This is a genomic window from Bombiscardovia apis, assembly GCF_033095945.1.
GTDB classification, from domain to species: Bacteria; Actinomycetota; Actinomycetes; order Actinomycetales; family Bifidobacteriaceae; genus Bombiscardovia; species Bombiscardovia apis.
Genome location: NZ_AP026800.1, coordinates 715,212 through 729,090, shown reverse-complemented (window position 1 = coordinate 729,090; position 13,879 = coordinate 715,212). Strand labels below are relative to the sequence as shown.

Annotated in this window: 10 protein-coding genes; 4 read left to right on the top strand and 6 right to left on the bottom strand. The window is 54.5% G+C overall.

Features of this window, described 5'->3' with window-relative positions; genetic code table 11:
• Positions 1–319: 319 nt before the first annotated feature.
• The 4 genes from R8377_RS02735 to R8377_RS02720 form a co-directional block, all read right to left on the bottom strand.
• Positions 320–1,186: an alpha/beta fold hydrolase gene (locus R8377_RS02735; RefSeq protein WP_317643440.1), complete on the bottom strand. Its 867-nt coding sequence runs from the start codon at positions 1,184–1,186 to the stop codon at positions 320–322.
• Complete coding sequence (gene ychF, locus R8377_RS02730; RefSeq protein WP_317643439.1) at positions 1,187–2,275, bottom strand: redox-regulated ATPase YchF; 1,089 nt, start codon at positions 2,273–2,275, stop codon at positions 1,187–1,189.
• A gap of 102 nt (positions 2,276–2,377) precedes the next feature.
• Positions 2,378–3,178, bottom strand: coding sequence for a pyrroline-5-carboxylate reductase (gene proC, locus R8377_RS02725; RefSeq protein WP_317643438.1), 801 nt, complete (start codon positions 3,176–3,178; stop codon positions 2,378–2,380).
• A gap of 132 nt (positions 3,179–3,310) precedes the next feature.
• On the bottom strand, positions 3,311–4,657 hold the full coding sequence (locus R8377_RS02720; protein ID WP_317643437.1) for an alpha/beta fold hydrolase: 1,347 nt from the start codon (positions 4,655–4,657) through the stop codon (positions 3,311–3,313).
• A 163-nt stretch (positions 4,658–4,820) separates the two neighbouring features.
• On the opposite strand from R8377_RS02720, the gene R8377_RS02715 reads away from it, so the two are divergent.
• Entirely contained in the window at positions 4,821–7,376 is a 2,556-nt protein-coding gene (locus tag R8377_RS02715; protein ID WP_317643436.1) for a sensor histidine kinase, read from the top strand.
• A gap of 82 nt (positions 7,377–7,458) precedes the next feature.
• Positions 7,459–8,253: a response regulator transcription factor gene (locus R8377_RS02710; RefSeq protein WP_317643435.1), complete on the top strand. Its 795-nt coding sequence runs from the start codon at positions 7,459–7,461 to the stop codon at positions 8,251–8,253.
• Positions 8,254–8,358: 105 nt separating this feature from the next.
• Here R8377_RS02710 and R8377_RS02705 read toward each other — a convergent pair whose 3' ends face one another.
• A complete protein-coding gene (locus tag R8377_RS02705) occupies positions 8,359–11,004 on the bottom strand; it encodes an ABC transporter permease (RefSeq protein ID WP_317643433.1) in 2,646 nt (881 codons plus the stop codon).
• Between the two features lie 20 nt (positions 11,005–11,024).
• A complete protein-coding gene (locus tag R8377_RS02700; protein ID WP_425605036.1) occupies positions 11,025–11,930 on the bottom strand; it encodes an ABC transporter ATP-binding protein in 906 nt (301 codons plus the stop codon).
• Between the two features lie 187 nt (positions 11,931–12,117).
• Between R8377_RS02700 and R8377_RS02695 the strand changes: the two genes are divergently transcribed.
• Both R8377_RS02695 and R8377_RS02690 read left to right on the top strand, forming a co-directional pair.
• Positions 12,118–12,834, top strand: coding sequence for a TetR/AcrR family transcriptional regulator (locus R8377_RS02695; protein ID WP_317643431.1), 717 nt, complete (start codon positions 12,118–12,120; stop codon positions 12,832–12,834).
• A gap of 84 nt (positions 12,835–12,918) precedes the next feature.
• Positions 12,919–13,797 carry a pyridoxamine kinase gene (locus tag R8377_RS02690; protein WP_317643430.1) on the top strand — a complete coding sequence of 293 codons (879 nt, stop codon included), beginning with the start codon at positions 12,919–12,921 and terminating at the stop codon, positions 13,795–13,797.
• The last annotated feature ends 82 nt before the right edge of the window (positions 13,798–13,879 follow it).

Sequence of the window (13,879 nt, the reverse complement as noted above, 5' to 3'; positions counted from 1 at the left end):
TCAACCAACTCCGGCTAAAAATCAACAATATAGCTGAGACACTTTCTTTGAAACAGCTATAACAGTCACACAGTTTACACAGACTGGTTGAAAACACCAACACGACATGCCTATCTGAGAACGTCATCTATGTGGTTTGCCCCCCATACCAGTTGAGCAGAAACAAAAGGAGTTTGCCCTCATAGTAAGGTTCAATTTCAGACTAAAGCCTTAGTTTTACGGTTATCACTGCGCAAGAATAACGAATATATTTAAAATCCAGTCACCCTCACCCATAACTTTTCAGCAATGCCCGAGATTCCTTACCCTCTGCGCAAAGCTAAACTTGAGCTTGTACCTGCTCTGCCCATGCTTGTATTAGTGCTGCCGTAGCGCGGGGTTGTTCTATGTGGACGTTGTGTCCAGCCTCGTTGAGGGCGGCGTAAGTGGATTGGGGGAATTTACAGGATAGAGCAAACTGGTCTTGGTAGCCTACGCTACTGTCTTGGCGGCCGCAGATGAAGAGGGCCGGAGATCGGAATGCCTGCCAGCGGTCGTCGAAGTCCATAGCGAGCTCATAATCGGCAGAGAGTCGGGCCATCGAATCGGGATCAGCAATCCGAATGCCCGGCAATACTGTGGATTCGTAAGTCTCTAGATGTTCGCGCGTCTGCACAACCGCCATCTCTTGGTAGGCGCTTGCGAGACTTTCATCAACGCTAGCTAAGAGCGCTGGGTCTTCGCGCAGCACTGTTCTAGGAGGCAAACGGCGCTCCGACCTTTTGGGGTGTACCACTGGCGCTAAAAAGGCAAGGCCCTTGCAACGATCCATTCGCTGGCTGGCGGTCCGCCGAATCAACAAACCGCCGAGGGAGTTCCCAACCATCGCGAAGGAGCCACCTTTAGTACAGCTTTCGACATATTCATCTAGCCATTGCGCTAGGTCAGTCAATCCTCCGGCCGGGTGCATGGGTGGAGTACGGCCCATTCCGGGCATATCTACATAAATACGCTGGAAGCCGCCGAGTTTTTCGAATATTACATCCAGCGGTTCGAAGATTCTGTGGTCTACTCCAAAACCGTGGATGAAGAAAATGGGAAGACCGCTCCCCTTGCACACAGCGAAAGTCTGTTTGACCGCAGCGGATACCATAAACCCACCTTCTTTCAGCTGTACGCCACCGTTGCGGGCAGCGGTCTTACTCAATCACACGTTGAACTTGAATTCTACTATGTCGTTGGGTTGCATGACGTAGTCGCGGCCTTCTTGGCGGAGTTTGCCTTCTTCTTTAATGGCGGTCATGGAACCGTTGGCGGCTACAAAATCATCGTAGGAGACGATGTCAGCCTTGATGAAACCCCGCTCAAAGTCGGAGTGGATAACGCCGGCGGCCTGGGGAGCGGTTGCACCTTGGTGAATCTGCCAAGCGCGAACCTCCTTTTCGCCTGCCGTTAGGTAGGTTTGCAGGCCCAAGACGTCGAAGCCTACGCGGGCCAGCTGGTCCAAACCGGATTCTTGCAAGCCAGCATCGGTCAGCATTTCGCGAGCATCAGCCTCGTCAAGCTCAGTCAGATCTGCCTCAAACTGAGCATTGAGGAAGATAGCCTGGGCTGGAGCTACCGAAGCGGCCAGATTGGACTTGAGCTCGCTATTTTGCAGCTCGTCATCGTCCAAGTTAAATACATAAATGAAGGGCTTAGCAGTCATTAAATGCAGCTCGGCAATGTCAGCCTTGTCAATCTTGCCAGCGTTCGCAGCGTGGTCGATGGTCTCGCCCTCGCCCAGAATCTGCTGGGCCTGCTTGACCGCCCCCAAATACGACTGGTCAATTTTGCCGCCACGCAAGTCTTTTTCTAGCTTGGGCAGTGCGTTTTCGATTGTTTGCATGTCTGCCAAGACCAGCTCGGTATTGATAGTCTCAATATCGTCGGAGGGGTCTACCCTACCGTTAACATGCACGATGTCGTCGTCTTCAAAAGCGCGCACAACCTCGCAAATTGCGTCAGCCTCGCGAATGTTAGCGAGGAACTGGTTTCCCAAGCCCTCGCCCTCGGAAGCACCCTTCACAATGCCGGCGATATCGACAAAGGTAACAGTTGCAGGCACAATCTTAGTGGAATGCACCAATTGCGCCAGCTTGGGCAGGCGCTCGTCTGGCAGCGGCACGATGCCCGTGTTGGGTTCGATGGTGGCGAAGGGATAGTTTTCCGCCAAAACGTTGTTGCGGGTGAGGGCGTTAAATAGCGTGGACTTGCCCACGTTGGGCAGACCAACAATTCCTATGGTAAGAGACATGTCTTCCAGTCTATTCGTATGCCTGACTAAGCAGGACTTGCTCTGCAATTCGGCACGCGCAGCTCACGTAGCGCGGCTTCATCAACAACAGTTCAACTGTGCTTAATTGCCTTCGATAGCGTCGACAGCGTCGATAACAGCGCCGCGGAAACCGGCCTTTTCTAGGGCAGAAACGCCTTTAATGGTTGTGCCGCCAGGAGAGGTGACCTGATCCTTCATAGCGCCTGGGTTCATGCCGGTTGCCAAATACAGAGCGCCAGTCCCCTCAACCATCTGGGCAGCCAAGCGGTAAGCCGAGCCGCGAGCCAAACCATACTTGACACCAGCATCGGCCAAGGCCTCCATATACATAGCAGTGAAAGCTGGAGCGCAGCCAGCGACCGTGGTAGCAATACCCAACTGGGCAGTGGAAACTTCCTCAATCAAAGCGATGGGGCCGAACACATCGGTGAACTGCCGGTATTGGTCGGAGGTAAGGCTGTGGGTAGTCTCAGTTACGAGAATGCCCTTACCTACAGCAATGGGAGTGTTCGGCACGGCGCAAATCAGGTGGGTATTGGCTTTGAGCACGTCCTCATACCAGCTGTGCGTATAGCCGCCCACGATGGAGAGCACGAAGCGGTTGTCTTGGGCCAAATCTTCAACAATAGGCTCCAGAGCCTCCTCAACCTGATAAGGCTTGACGGCAACTACCACGATGTCTGCGGCCTGAGCGATTTCAGCAGCAGTGCGCACGGCCCGGGCTCCAATACGGTCCGTCTTGGTCTTCAAGGTGTCGAAATGAGGCGTGGTTGCCATAATCTGCTGCCCCGTTACCACTCCTGCGCGCACCAGACCTTCCGCTATGGCCTGCCCCATGTTGCCGTAGCCAATGAAGCCAATCGTTACATCTGTGCTTGCCATTGCAGCCCCTTTGAATTCACTTGCTAAGGCTCGAAATCGGGCTTGTGCCCGCCAACCTCAGCAATCGCGTCCGTATAGCTTTCATCTTAATCTCGGCAGCAGCCAAGTAAAGCAAGACTATGTTTGAGCCGTTTAGAGCAAATCTGCCAAGTCGCCACGCTCCAGAGCCGAGGTGAAGAGGTGGGGGAACACGCCGCCCTCATGAATGCCGTCATGCTCGTAGTCGCTGGTCACCCAGGCGTGAGCGTTACCGACGTGCGAGAGGGTTTCCATCTGCAAATCGAAGTCCACATACATGTCGTTATAGTAGACCGCCGAATGCAGGGGTACCTGGTTGCGGCTCAGCTGGGCGCAGTCGAAAATCTGCGGCCAGCGCTCCTCTTCCATGAGCAGGTTGACTGCATCGCGGAAGGGGCGCAAGTTTCGCTCTTGCTCAAACATCCAAGGGAAAATGACCTCGCCGGTGAAGAGTAGGGGGCGGCTAACCGTTGCGAAATCAGGGTTCTGGTCGCGCACCTGCTGGCCAGCCCAACGAATGGGGCCGCGATTGCCGTCTGCATAAACAAACTCCTGCAAGGGCCAGTAGAGCGGTGAGTAAGTCGTGGCCTGCTCCACACCGACGAGGAAAGGCTGCGAAAGCTGAACCGAACCGTGGACAGGCACGCTGCCGTCCGAACCTTGGAAGGCAGTGTCTAGCAGCCAGTGCAGGCGCTCAAAACTGGGCTTCATACCGAAGCTATGACCCAAGGTTTGGAAGCGCTCAACGGTCAGCGGGTCGCCGTTGGGCAAAACCACATCGCCCTGAGAGAGGCGGTCTGCGATGGCGTTGACCCGCTCCATATCTTGCGGATAGCGCTCGTAAAACTCTCGATTCTTGGCCCTCATCCGCGGGAAAGTGCGCTCATACACGCGTCGAGGATCAATCGGAACTGGCGGAATACCACCGGTGGTGAAGGAGGCAGCGAGCGCCTGTGGGAAAGCGGAAAGGTAAGTCAGCGTAAGGAATCCACCATAAGACTGTCCGAGTGAAACCCAGCGCTGGCCTGGGTACTGGGTTAAGCGCAGATGCTCAAAGTCGCGCACGATGGAATCGGCTAGGAAGCAACGCAAATATTGGGCCTGCTGACTAGGGCTGCCGATGCGCTCGAAGCTGGCCCCGTCTATGAGCGAAGACCGGCCCGTGCCCCGCTGGTCAGGAATCACTAGGCGGAAGTGCTTAATGGCCTCCCCTATCCAAGCGTCGCTACTGGGCGTGATGGGCCGTGGGCTGGTGCCACCTGGGCCGCCTTGCAGGAATAGTAAGAGGGGCAAATCGTCGTGTACACGTTCAGGAGCACACATAACCCGGTAGAAGAGACTAATGGTCTCGCTTTGGCCCATGTAACCGCCGGGCTGTGCGTCTGACCAGTCAAGCGGAACCGAAATCGAATGATCCTCCACATAGAGGCCGGGCATAAAATACGAATTCAAGCGTGTCATGAGGCTCCTTTTACTGGCATGCGTTGCTCTTTATTATGCACGTTTTCTCCGCCTCGCGCTCGCCAGTGTCCACTAGTTGGGCAGTTTGAACCGCGCGGCGCACCGTATAATCATCCTCAAGACTTAGGGCGCTCTCGGCTGGGGTCAAGCTAGGCTTAGATTCATGAGAACGCTAAAAGTATGGTGGGGCAAGCTGGCGGACTGGTGGAACCGCCACTTGCTGGTGCGCGACACCCTTTTGGCGATAGTGATGACTTGGGTGCTATCAGCTTATTCTGACGCCCCTATTATGGGCGACGGCTTTATCTTTGCGAGCAGCCACAATCTTGCGCTTGCATTTAGTATCTTATTGGGATTTCCTCTCATTATCCGCCGCCGTTGGCCAGATATAGCGGCAACTTGCTTCGTGGTCATTTGCGTAATTCAGCTGCTTATAGGCCCCGTGCTTATTTTGTCTGATGCTATTGGCCTCATTATGCTCTACTCGGTGCTGGTCTATGGCAATCGCAAGCACAGCAAACGCTACGTTTTGATGGCAGCGGGGCTGGTGTTGATAGAAGCCTCACTCTACAGCTCGGTTAACAATCTTGGGCCGCTCAGCCGTTGGTCCAAGCCCTCGCCGAGCGTCAAACTTGGAGAAATCGAGTCCATAGTTTGTAGGCCTAGCCAAGGCGAATCCCTGCTCGAAGTCTGCGGGCCAGACATTGCCCTTAACTTCGGCATTAATATCCTTTCCTTCGGCACTTTTCTGCTGCTCATCATTTTCTTGGCCTTTTGGAATCGTTCCCGCAAGCAGGCGGTTACTGCTATGCGCGAGCGCAATGCAGCTATAGCCTATCGCCAGCAGGAGCAAGCTCAGTTGGCAGCCTCTGCTGAACGAGCACGCATAGCTCGCGACATGCACGACGTGGTGGCTCACACCCTCTCTATCGTCATCGTCCAGTCGGATGCTGGGCGCTATGCGGGCAGCAAGAATGCGTCAGTTGCCTTACAGGTCATGGAAACTATCCGTCATGAAGCTGGCCGTGCCCTGCGCGATATGGACAAGCTCTTTGGGTCTTTTTCGGCCGATGAACCGCTTAAGCAAGAACCTCGCCCCGCTCAACCAGTCGTAAACGCTACCAATACTGCCAGCGAGCAAATATCTTTAGAAAGCGCCCACGAGAGAACAGCTGCCAGTAAAACCAACACCGCTAGCGTTTCTAACGATTACCAGACCACTGATTATCGAAATATTGGTGACTTAATTCACCAAGCTCGCTCGGTCAGCCCCGATTTGACGTTAGAACACACTATAGAAGGCACTCCCGAGCCTGCGGAATTGAGCGCGGGCGCCTCTTTGGTGGCTTACCGCTGCGTGCAGGAAGCACTCTCCAACATCCGCAAGCATGCAGGACCGCAAGCGCACGCAATTATTAGCGAGCGCTGGTCAGCAGATAACTTACGCATAACTATTAACGACGACGGACGGGGTGCTGCCCAACAGTTAGAGTCACCCAACCACCACGGCTACGGGCTAGTAGGTATGCGAGAACGCTTGAGCTCTATTGGCGGTTGCCTCCAAGCCGGACCGCAACTGGGGGGCGGTTTTTGCGTCGATGCCACGCTTCCTCTAGGAATAGTACAGCCCACTGCGACCGCGAACCAACAGCAGCACCGACAGCAAGCGGATCAGGCGCCCGCCGGCAAGCATGAAGAGCCGGTAGCAGCCGCAGCAGGCTTGAATACAAGCAATAATGATGCGTCAGCCTTTAAGCTCAACCGTATTGAGCGCTTATCCGGCTGGACAGCTAAGCACTACCTACTCGTCGATTCCCTGCTCATACTGCCCTTCCTCCTACTACTAACGGTTTCAGACGAGACCTTCTTCACACTTGATCAAAATATCTGGCCGCAAGGTAGCACCATTCCCCTACCGGCAGTCGTTATCGAAACTATCTGCATTGCCCTACCCCTCATGTTCCGCCGCCGCCTGCCCAACCTCAGCGCCGCCATACTGGCTGTAGTAGCAACGGTTGAACTCGTAGCGGTACCGTGGCTAAGCACTGCCAATACGCTCATTTTGGTCTCAATTTATTCAGCTACCGCTTACGGGCGCGGTAAAACACGTATATGGGTGCCGCTCACGATAGTAGGAGAACTGGGTCTGATATTTGTGCGCCTGCGCTGCGAAATCAAATATGGCTCCCCTAGCCTTTTGGCTTGGGTTCTAGGCATTCGACCGGGGCCGATGATCACGGAAACAACCTCTCCCAAGGAAGCGGCGGCTGTTCTCCTTTCGGCAACAGCCATTACCTGCGCTTGCGCCCTGGTCTTGGGCCTATGGCGGCGAGCATCTGGCTCTAGTCTGCTCCTCCAAAAGGAACGAGAAGAAGCCCTGCGCCAGGGTGAAGCCCAACAGCAGCGGTTGGCCGCTAATGCTGAGCGCGCCCGTATTGGTGCCGAAATCCAAGCAGAGGTGAGCGCCACTCTCAACCAAGTTATCGCTAGGGCCGATGCGGGTATCGCAATAATTCAAAAGGCGCAGAGGCAGGGATCTGGCCCAGATCCAACTGCTGTGGACCAGTCTTTTGAAACAATCGGGCGAGAAGGGCGGGCTGCACTAGCCCGCATGCGTCAGCTGCTCGACATCTTGCGCCAGAGTGGCAGGTCCGACGCTGAGCGCAGGAACGCAGACAATGAATCAGACCTCCAGCTCCATCCCGTTGAAGTTGCCTAACAAGTTTACTCTTGTCTAGAGTTGTGAGCAATCACCTGAAACTGTAGACGCGCTCGGTTAGCATGGGCAGTAAGCAATCAAGATGGAAGTGGGCTTGAAGGTGGGCGAACACGAAGCAGGCAGGCCAATTCGCGTGGTCATTGCCGACGATCAAGAGCTAGTGCGGGCTGGCTTTGCCATGGTCATCGGCTCCCAAGACGACATGGAAGTAGTCGGCCAAGCTTCTCAAGGCGAGCAGGCAGTCCAGCTAGTTCAGGAGCTTAAGCCCGACGTTGTATTGATGGACGTGCGTATGCCCGGCATGGACGGCTTGGAAGCCACCCGGCGCATCTCGCAGCTCACCCCCAGCCAATCCGACGCCTTCGGTGAAGCGGACTGCCGGAGCTTAACGCACGTTATTATTTTAACAACATTCGACCTCGACGAATACGTGATGGCTGCCATCGGCGCCGGAGCCTCTGGATTCCTGCTCAAAGATACCGAACCTGAAACACTTTTAGCTTCGATTCGCACGGTTTTCCAAGGCAACGCCATTATCGCTCCTTCAGCGACTAAGCGCCTGATTGAGCACATGGCCCAAGCCAATTCCGGCAAGCAGACAGTGGGCCAAAGTGCCGAAGCTGGGGTCTCCTCCACCACTCCTGGCGCTCAGCACACGGCCAGCGATTATCACGACCCCGAATTGGAAGAGCTAACCGAGCGCGAGTTGGAAGTCTTAGTGGAAATTGCCCACGGTTTGTCCAACCAAGAAATTGCTGACAAGCTCTTTATTTCCCTGCCCACTGTGAAAACGCATGTGGCGCACATCTTGCAGAAAATCCACGCCCGCGACCGCGTGCAAGCCGTCGTATTTGCTTACGACAACAAGCTAGTCTAGAGGCAAACACAAGTTCGCCAAATAGACGAATAGTTTTGGACCTGTATCTGCATACCGCCAGATACAGGCCCAAAACTATTGCTGTAGCCAATCAGCTCGGATTCGTTAGGCTTCCGCTAGTGCCTCCACCGGTGGGGTCTTGGTGGCGCGTCGGGCTGGCAAGACGCTAGCCAGCAGAGCGGCAATAACCGCGACCACAAGAATCATGGCATACATGTTCCAATCCAAGGGCAGAGACACCTTCCCCAGAGATTCAAAGACGATGTAAGCACCAATCCAGCCAAAGATCGTACCCAAAGCGAGACCTGCCAGAGTCGAACCTACCGCAATGAGCAGGGCCTCAACCGAGAGGGAACGCTTGAGCTGACGCTTGGTCATACCGATTGCGCGCAAGGTAGCCGACTCTTTGGTACGCTCAATCACCGAGAGGGAGAGGGTGTTCGCCACGCCAATCAGTGCGATAATTACCGCCACTGCTAGCAGGGCCACCATGATGAGCAAGAAGATGTTAATAATCTGCTCGTAGGTAGCTTTCATAGCGATACCGCCCGAAACCATAGCGTCTGGAGTTGAACTCATAGCCTCGCGAATATCTTCCGTAAAGCTGCCCACCGGCTGGCTACCGTCAGACTTGATCCAAATCTCATAGCGGTCAGGCTTGCCTAAGCTAGCGCTCTGATCCACCAGTGCGATGCCATAGCTTCCTGCATCTCCACCCAGCCCGTTGTATGAACCAGCCGCAACTTGGAAGGAGTGGCCCGTCGCCGTTACAGTGCCGTCATCGTAGTGCACTACGGAGACGGTTTGACCTGCCTTTACCACGGCTTTATCTCCGACTTGACCTTTAGGCATGACCAACTTGGAGCCGCCTGACATGAGCGATTCTTGCGACACATTCATCAGACGTTCGGACTGGCCCGCCTTGAGCGCAAAGATAGCAATGTAATCTTTTTGCGCATTGTCTTCGGCAGTTTTACCTGAACCGACAGCCCCCTGATAAACCGGCACCAGTTCAGCAGCCTTGACGCCCTTTACCTTACGGACCTTCTCTAGGCCGCTGACGTCTTCTTGGTTTAGGGAAATCTCCACATCGACGCTATAGCGTGTATCGAGAGCTGTAGCCATAGTTTGCTTGGCAGATGTGGCACCCGTGCCCAAGCAGGCAACCAGAGTAACGCCAATAAGCAGAGCCGTACCGGTAGCTGCCACGCGGGCTGGATTGCGCGAAATATTGCCTACTGCCACCTTCGATGATGGGCCGATATGGGCCACCAGAGCACCGATACCCTTAAGCATCCAAGGAATCCAGCGATTGGCACACAGGAGCGCTCCGATAAAGAACAGGGCCACACCAGCAACAGCAATGCCCAAAGCCGAATCACCATTTTCGGCAACCATCGTACCCTTCACACCACGCGAATCCTGCACAGCTTGATAGACAATCCAAGCGGCCATAGCAGCGCCGATAACCATCATGATGCAGGCCAAGGCCAAGCGAATCTTCCCACTACGCTTACTGCTGTCACTCACTTCGGCCGGGCGCAAGGCTTCCAAAGGCGTTACGCGAGTAGCTGCCGCCGCCGAACTGAGCGAAGCAATCATCGTCATAGCAGTACCAAAGACGATGGGAACCACAATAACCGGCGGCGTTACCATAACTTCCAGAGTCAGCGCGCCAATTCTCAGACCCAAACCGTGGGCTGCCATCATCAAGCCAATCGCGCCAGCCGCACCAAGTGAGGAGGCAATGAGGCCCAAAATGCCAGACTGCATCAGCACCGAAGCCCTCACCTGCCCCTTCTTAGCGCCAATCGTACGTAAGAGGGCCAGAGTGCGCCGTTGGCGAGCGACCATCACTTGGAAAGTGTTCGCAATTACCAGCGCCGCCACAAACATAGCTAGGATACCGAAGCTAAGCAGGAAGGTAGTCATAATATTGGTCTGACCACTCATTTCCTTAATCTGGCTATCCTCAAATGCAGCACGGGTCTGCAATTGGAAACCCTTAGGCAGTTTTGCACGAATCTGATCTAAGGTCTCTTGGCCTGCCTGCGCGTCATCGATAGAAAGGTAGATGTATGGCGCGGGATAACTGTCAATACCGCTCGCACTGGGCGCACCCATGAGCTGAGCCATAGCGCCTTCACTCATCACGCTGGCACCGCCGTAGTAAGAGTAGGCACCATCCTTATCTTCGTTGAGGCCTACCAACTTAAGGCGAAGGCTGTCACTACCGTCAGAGCCACTTTGGCCACCCCTGCCAGCGTTAACGCTAACTTCGTCTCCCAACTTGAGATTCAGCCGCTGTGCAGCCTGCTTGGGTACGGCAATTTCGGACTCACCCTGGGGCCAATGCCCTTCCACCACAGGCATAGGCATAATCGAATCGGGCTGGCTCATGGCGATGCCAGCCGAATTTGTATGCTTATTGGCAGAGACAGACGTGAGCTCAACAGGTGCGTATACTTGCGCCCTAGCTCCATTCACGCCCTTGAGAGCACGGATTTGTTGGAGATGAAAATCCTTGACCGTTGTAGCGCTTGAGGCTTCGTCGTTGGCATCATCCTTGGGAGAAATAGCATAGTTGGCCTGCCCAAAAGACGAAGAGACCTGCTTTCGGATAGACACGTCCATAGTGTTGGCAAAGAGGAAGGTGGCAGCTATAAAAAGCGTGCCAACCAAGATGGCGATGCCGGCGGGAACTAGCATGCGCCCGTCGCGTTTCATCATTTTCCAAGATACTGACCACATAATGAGTTCCTCCTCTGGGCTCAGCGAGCCTGGTCCGCAAAGCTGCCGGCCGCTACCATTTCAGCTTGGCGGGTGAGCAGTTCACTCATGCGCTCGGCACTCGGCTGACTTTCGTCGGCCACAATCCTGCCGTCTGCAAACACGATGGCCCGGTCCGCATAGGAGGCAGCAACCGCGTCGTGAGTGACCATAATGACGCTCTGCCCCAGCTCGCGCACGGAACGCTTGAGAAAGCTCAACACCTCAGCCGATGAAACCGAGTCCAGATTGCCAGTGGGTTCGTCCGCAAAGACGATAGCTGGTTTGGAGATGAGCGCTCGGGCTATGGCCACGCGCTGCTGCTGGCCACCGGAAAGCTCGCTGGGACGGTGATTCAAACGACCATCCAAGCCCAGCGTCTTAGTAAGCAAGTTGAGCCATTCACGGTCAGGCTTAGTACCTGCCAAGGTCAGCGGCATCAAGATGTTTTGCTCTGCCGTAAACATGGGCAACAAGTTAAAGGATTGGAAGATAAAGCCAATCGAATGACGGCGCAGCAAGGTCAGCTGGTTGTCGTTGAGCTTGGTGATGTCTACGAAAGAGTGCAGATTTGTCGGGTTGGCTTGGTTCGAGCGCTTGTGGGAACCACCCTGACCTGCTTCGTCAACGCCATAGAGCAAGACGCGGCCCGAAGTCGCTGAATCCAAGCCTGCCAAGGTGTGCATGAGCGTGGACTTGCCTGAGCCGGAAGGACCCATAATGGCGGTGAACCGCCCACGTTGGAAGGCCACGTCTACCCCGCGCAGCGCGTGGACTAGGTTCTCTCCCTTGCCGTAATCCTTGACCAAACTCACAGCTTGGACGGCAGTACCATCAACGGGCTGCGGCGGAGCCAAGCCCGCAAAACCGGCTGCTACTTGTTCTTGACTTCCGGGTAGGTAGGTCATGTCAATCCCCTTATAAATCCAGTGCGCAAGCTGGGTCTCACGCGTCATAGTCTGAATCTATCCAATCGCTGAGCCTCAAGTCATCATGCTCAAGACTGAACTTTTGAACGCGTAAGCCCTATCTCCGTTGCGCCCGTCATCCTTCAGGATGAGAGCAAAAAGGCGTTCCTTAGATACAAAAGCATTCATGGCTGGGTTCCGCGGTATTATTCAAAAGAGAAGCACAGCGGAAGGAACAGCAATGACAGCTCAGCCCAAAGCACCCACTAAGACGGTGCTCAACCGCGAATACATCCTGAAATCGGCCTTGTATCTGATTGATACTAATGGATTAGAAGCTCTGAACTTGCGCGCTTTGGGTCAACAAATGGGCGTTTCCCAAACTGCAATCTACCGCCACATTCCCAACAAAGCAGCCCTGCTCGACGGCGTTGTGGAACTCATCTGGAAGTCTGCTACGCATATCAGCCATATTACTAACAACATGAGTTGGCAAGATGGTTTAGAAAGCGTAGTACTGGAAGTTTACAAAACCATCCTCACACATCCTAATGCCATTCCTCTTATGGCGACCCGTTCAATCAATACTCAGCAATCTCAAGTTATGGTCAGAGACTGGCTCGACAAACTTCAAGAGCACGGCTTGCAGGTGGGCACAGACACAATTTTAATGTTTAACAGTTTGGCGTGTTTAACCTTAGGCGCTGCAATTGCTCAAGTAGAACCACCCACTAAATCAGCGGGTGGAGAAGTTGATACAGACCTCATCAATCATCTTTCAGAACAATACCCTGCCTTAGCAACTTTCATGAGTCCACTAATGGAACTAGATTCCGTTATCGAAGTGAGCTATCGCAAGGGTCTACACGCGCTAATTTCTGGTTGGGCTCAATCGGCACAGTAGTGTTGCCCCGGCAGCGCGGTAAAGTCAATTCAACAGGAGCCACAAGCTCAAGTAGGCGTAGATTTTGCAATTATAAGGACAGTCATGACAGACGACGTACAGCTATATCATCGCGATGCACACTACATTCCCCGCGTGGCAGCAGTCCACGACATGTGCGGCTACGGCAAGTGTTCCCTAACCGCCGCTATTCCCATACTTTCGGCCGCTGGATGCGACGTGTGCCCGGTGCCGACCGCACTCTTTAGCGCCCACACCAAGTTTGAGCACTACACTTTCCACGACACGACCGAGATGCTGCCCGGATATTTAGATGCTTGGGCCCAGGAGGGCGTGGAGCTCAACGGCATCTACTCTGGCTTCTTAGGTTCGGCCGAGCAGGTGGGCATTATTCAGCGCATGTATGAGGAATATCCTAAGGCCCTGCGCTTGGTAGACCCGGTAATGGGAGACGGCGGAGCCATGTATCCCACCTATACCGACGAATTGTGCAAGGCCACTGCCCGCTTGGTAGATGGGGCCGACTTGCTCATGCCCAACCTGACCGAAGTGAGTCTGCTAACAGGCCTGCCTTATGAGGGGCAAGACTTGAGCGAAAGCCAAATCGACGACCGCATTCAGGCCCTGCTCGACATGGGCGCTCGCAATGTGGTCCTCAAGGGCATTGACCGCGGCGACGGATTCTTGCGCAACTATGTGGCCTGCGCAAGCCAAGGCGGCGCTGACCAGCGGATTGAGCTCAAGCACGAGAAGCTGCCTTATATGATTCATGGCACGGGCGATGCCTTTGCTTCTGCCGTTTGCGGTGCAGTATTTGCAGGCCGCAGTCTGGCTGATGCTGCGCAAATCGCTGGCGAATTCGTCCGCTCGGCTATGCAGCACACCCAAGTCCAACCAAACTTTGAGGTCAGGGGTGTTAGTTTTGAACTCGATTTGAACCAGATGACCTCACTTGTTCAGTAGTTTTCTCGTGTATCTAGCGCACTAAGCCAGTCAGGAGTAGGGCTTACTTACATTTGACCACAAGCGCCCACATTCGACCACA

Excerpts from the sequence above, each read along its gene's own strand:
- ychF (WP_317643439.1), bottom strand. The coding sequence starts at position 2,275 with ATGTCTCTTACCATAGGAATTGTTGGTCTGCCCAACGTGGGCAAGTCC.
- proC (WP_317643438.1), bottom strand. The coding sequence starts at position 3,178 with ATGGCAAGCACAGATGTAACGATTGGCTTCATTGGCTACGGCAACATG.
- R8377_RS02720 (WP_317643437.1), bottom strand. The coding sequence starts at position 4,657 with ATGACACGCTTGAATTCGTATTTTATGCCCGGCCTCTATGTGGAGGAT.
- R8377_RS02715 (WP_317643436.1), top strand. The coding sequence starts at position 4,821 with ATGAGAACGCTAAAAGTATGGTGGGGCAAGCTGGCGGACTGGTGGAAC.
- R8377_RS02710 (WP_317643435.1), top strand. The coding sequence starts at position 7,459 with ATGGAAGTGGGCTTGAAGGTGGGCGAACACGAAGCAGGCAGGCCAATT.
- R8377_RS02705 (WP_317643433.1), bottom strand. The coding sequence starts at position 11,004 with ATGTGGTCAGTATCTTGGAAAATGATGAAACGCGACGGGCGCATGCTA.
- R8377_RS02700 (WP_425605036.1), bottom strand. The coding sequence starts at position 11,930 with ATGACCTACCTACCCGGAAGTCAAGAACAAGTAGCAGCCGGTTTTGCG.
- R8377_RS02695 (WP_317643431.1), top strand. The coding sequence starts at position 12,118 with ATGGCTGGGTTCCGCGGTATTATTCAAAAGAGAAGCACAGCGGAAGGA.
- R8377_RS02690 (WP_317643430.1), top strand. The coding sequence starts at position 12,919 with ATGACAGACGACGTACAGCTATATCATCGCGATGCACACTACATTCCC.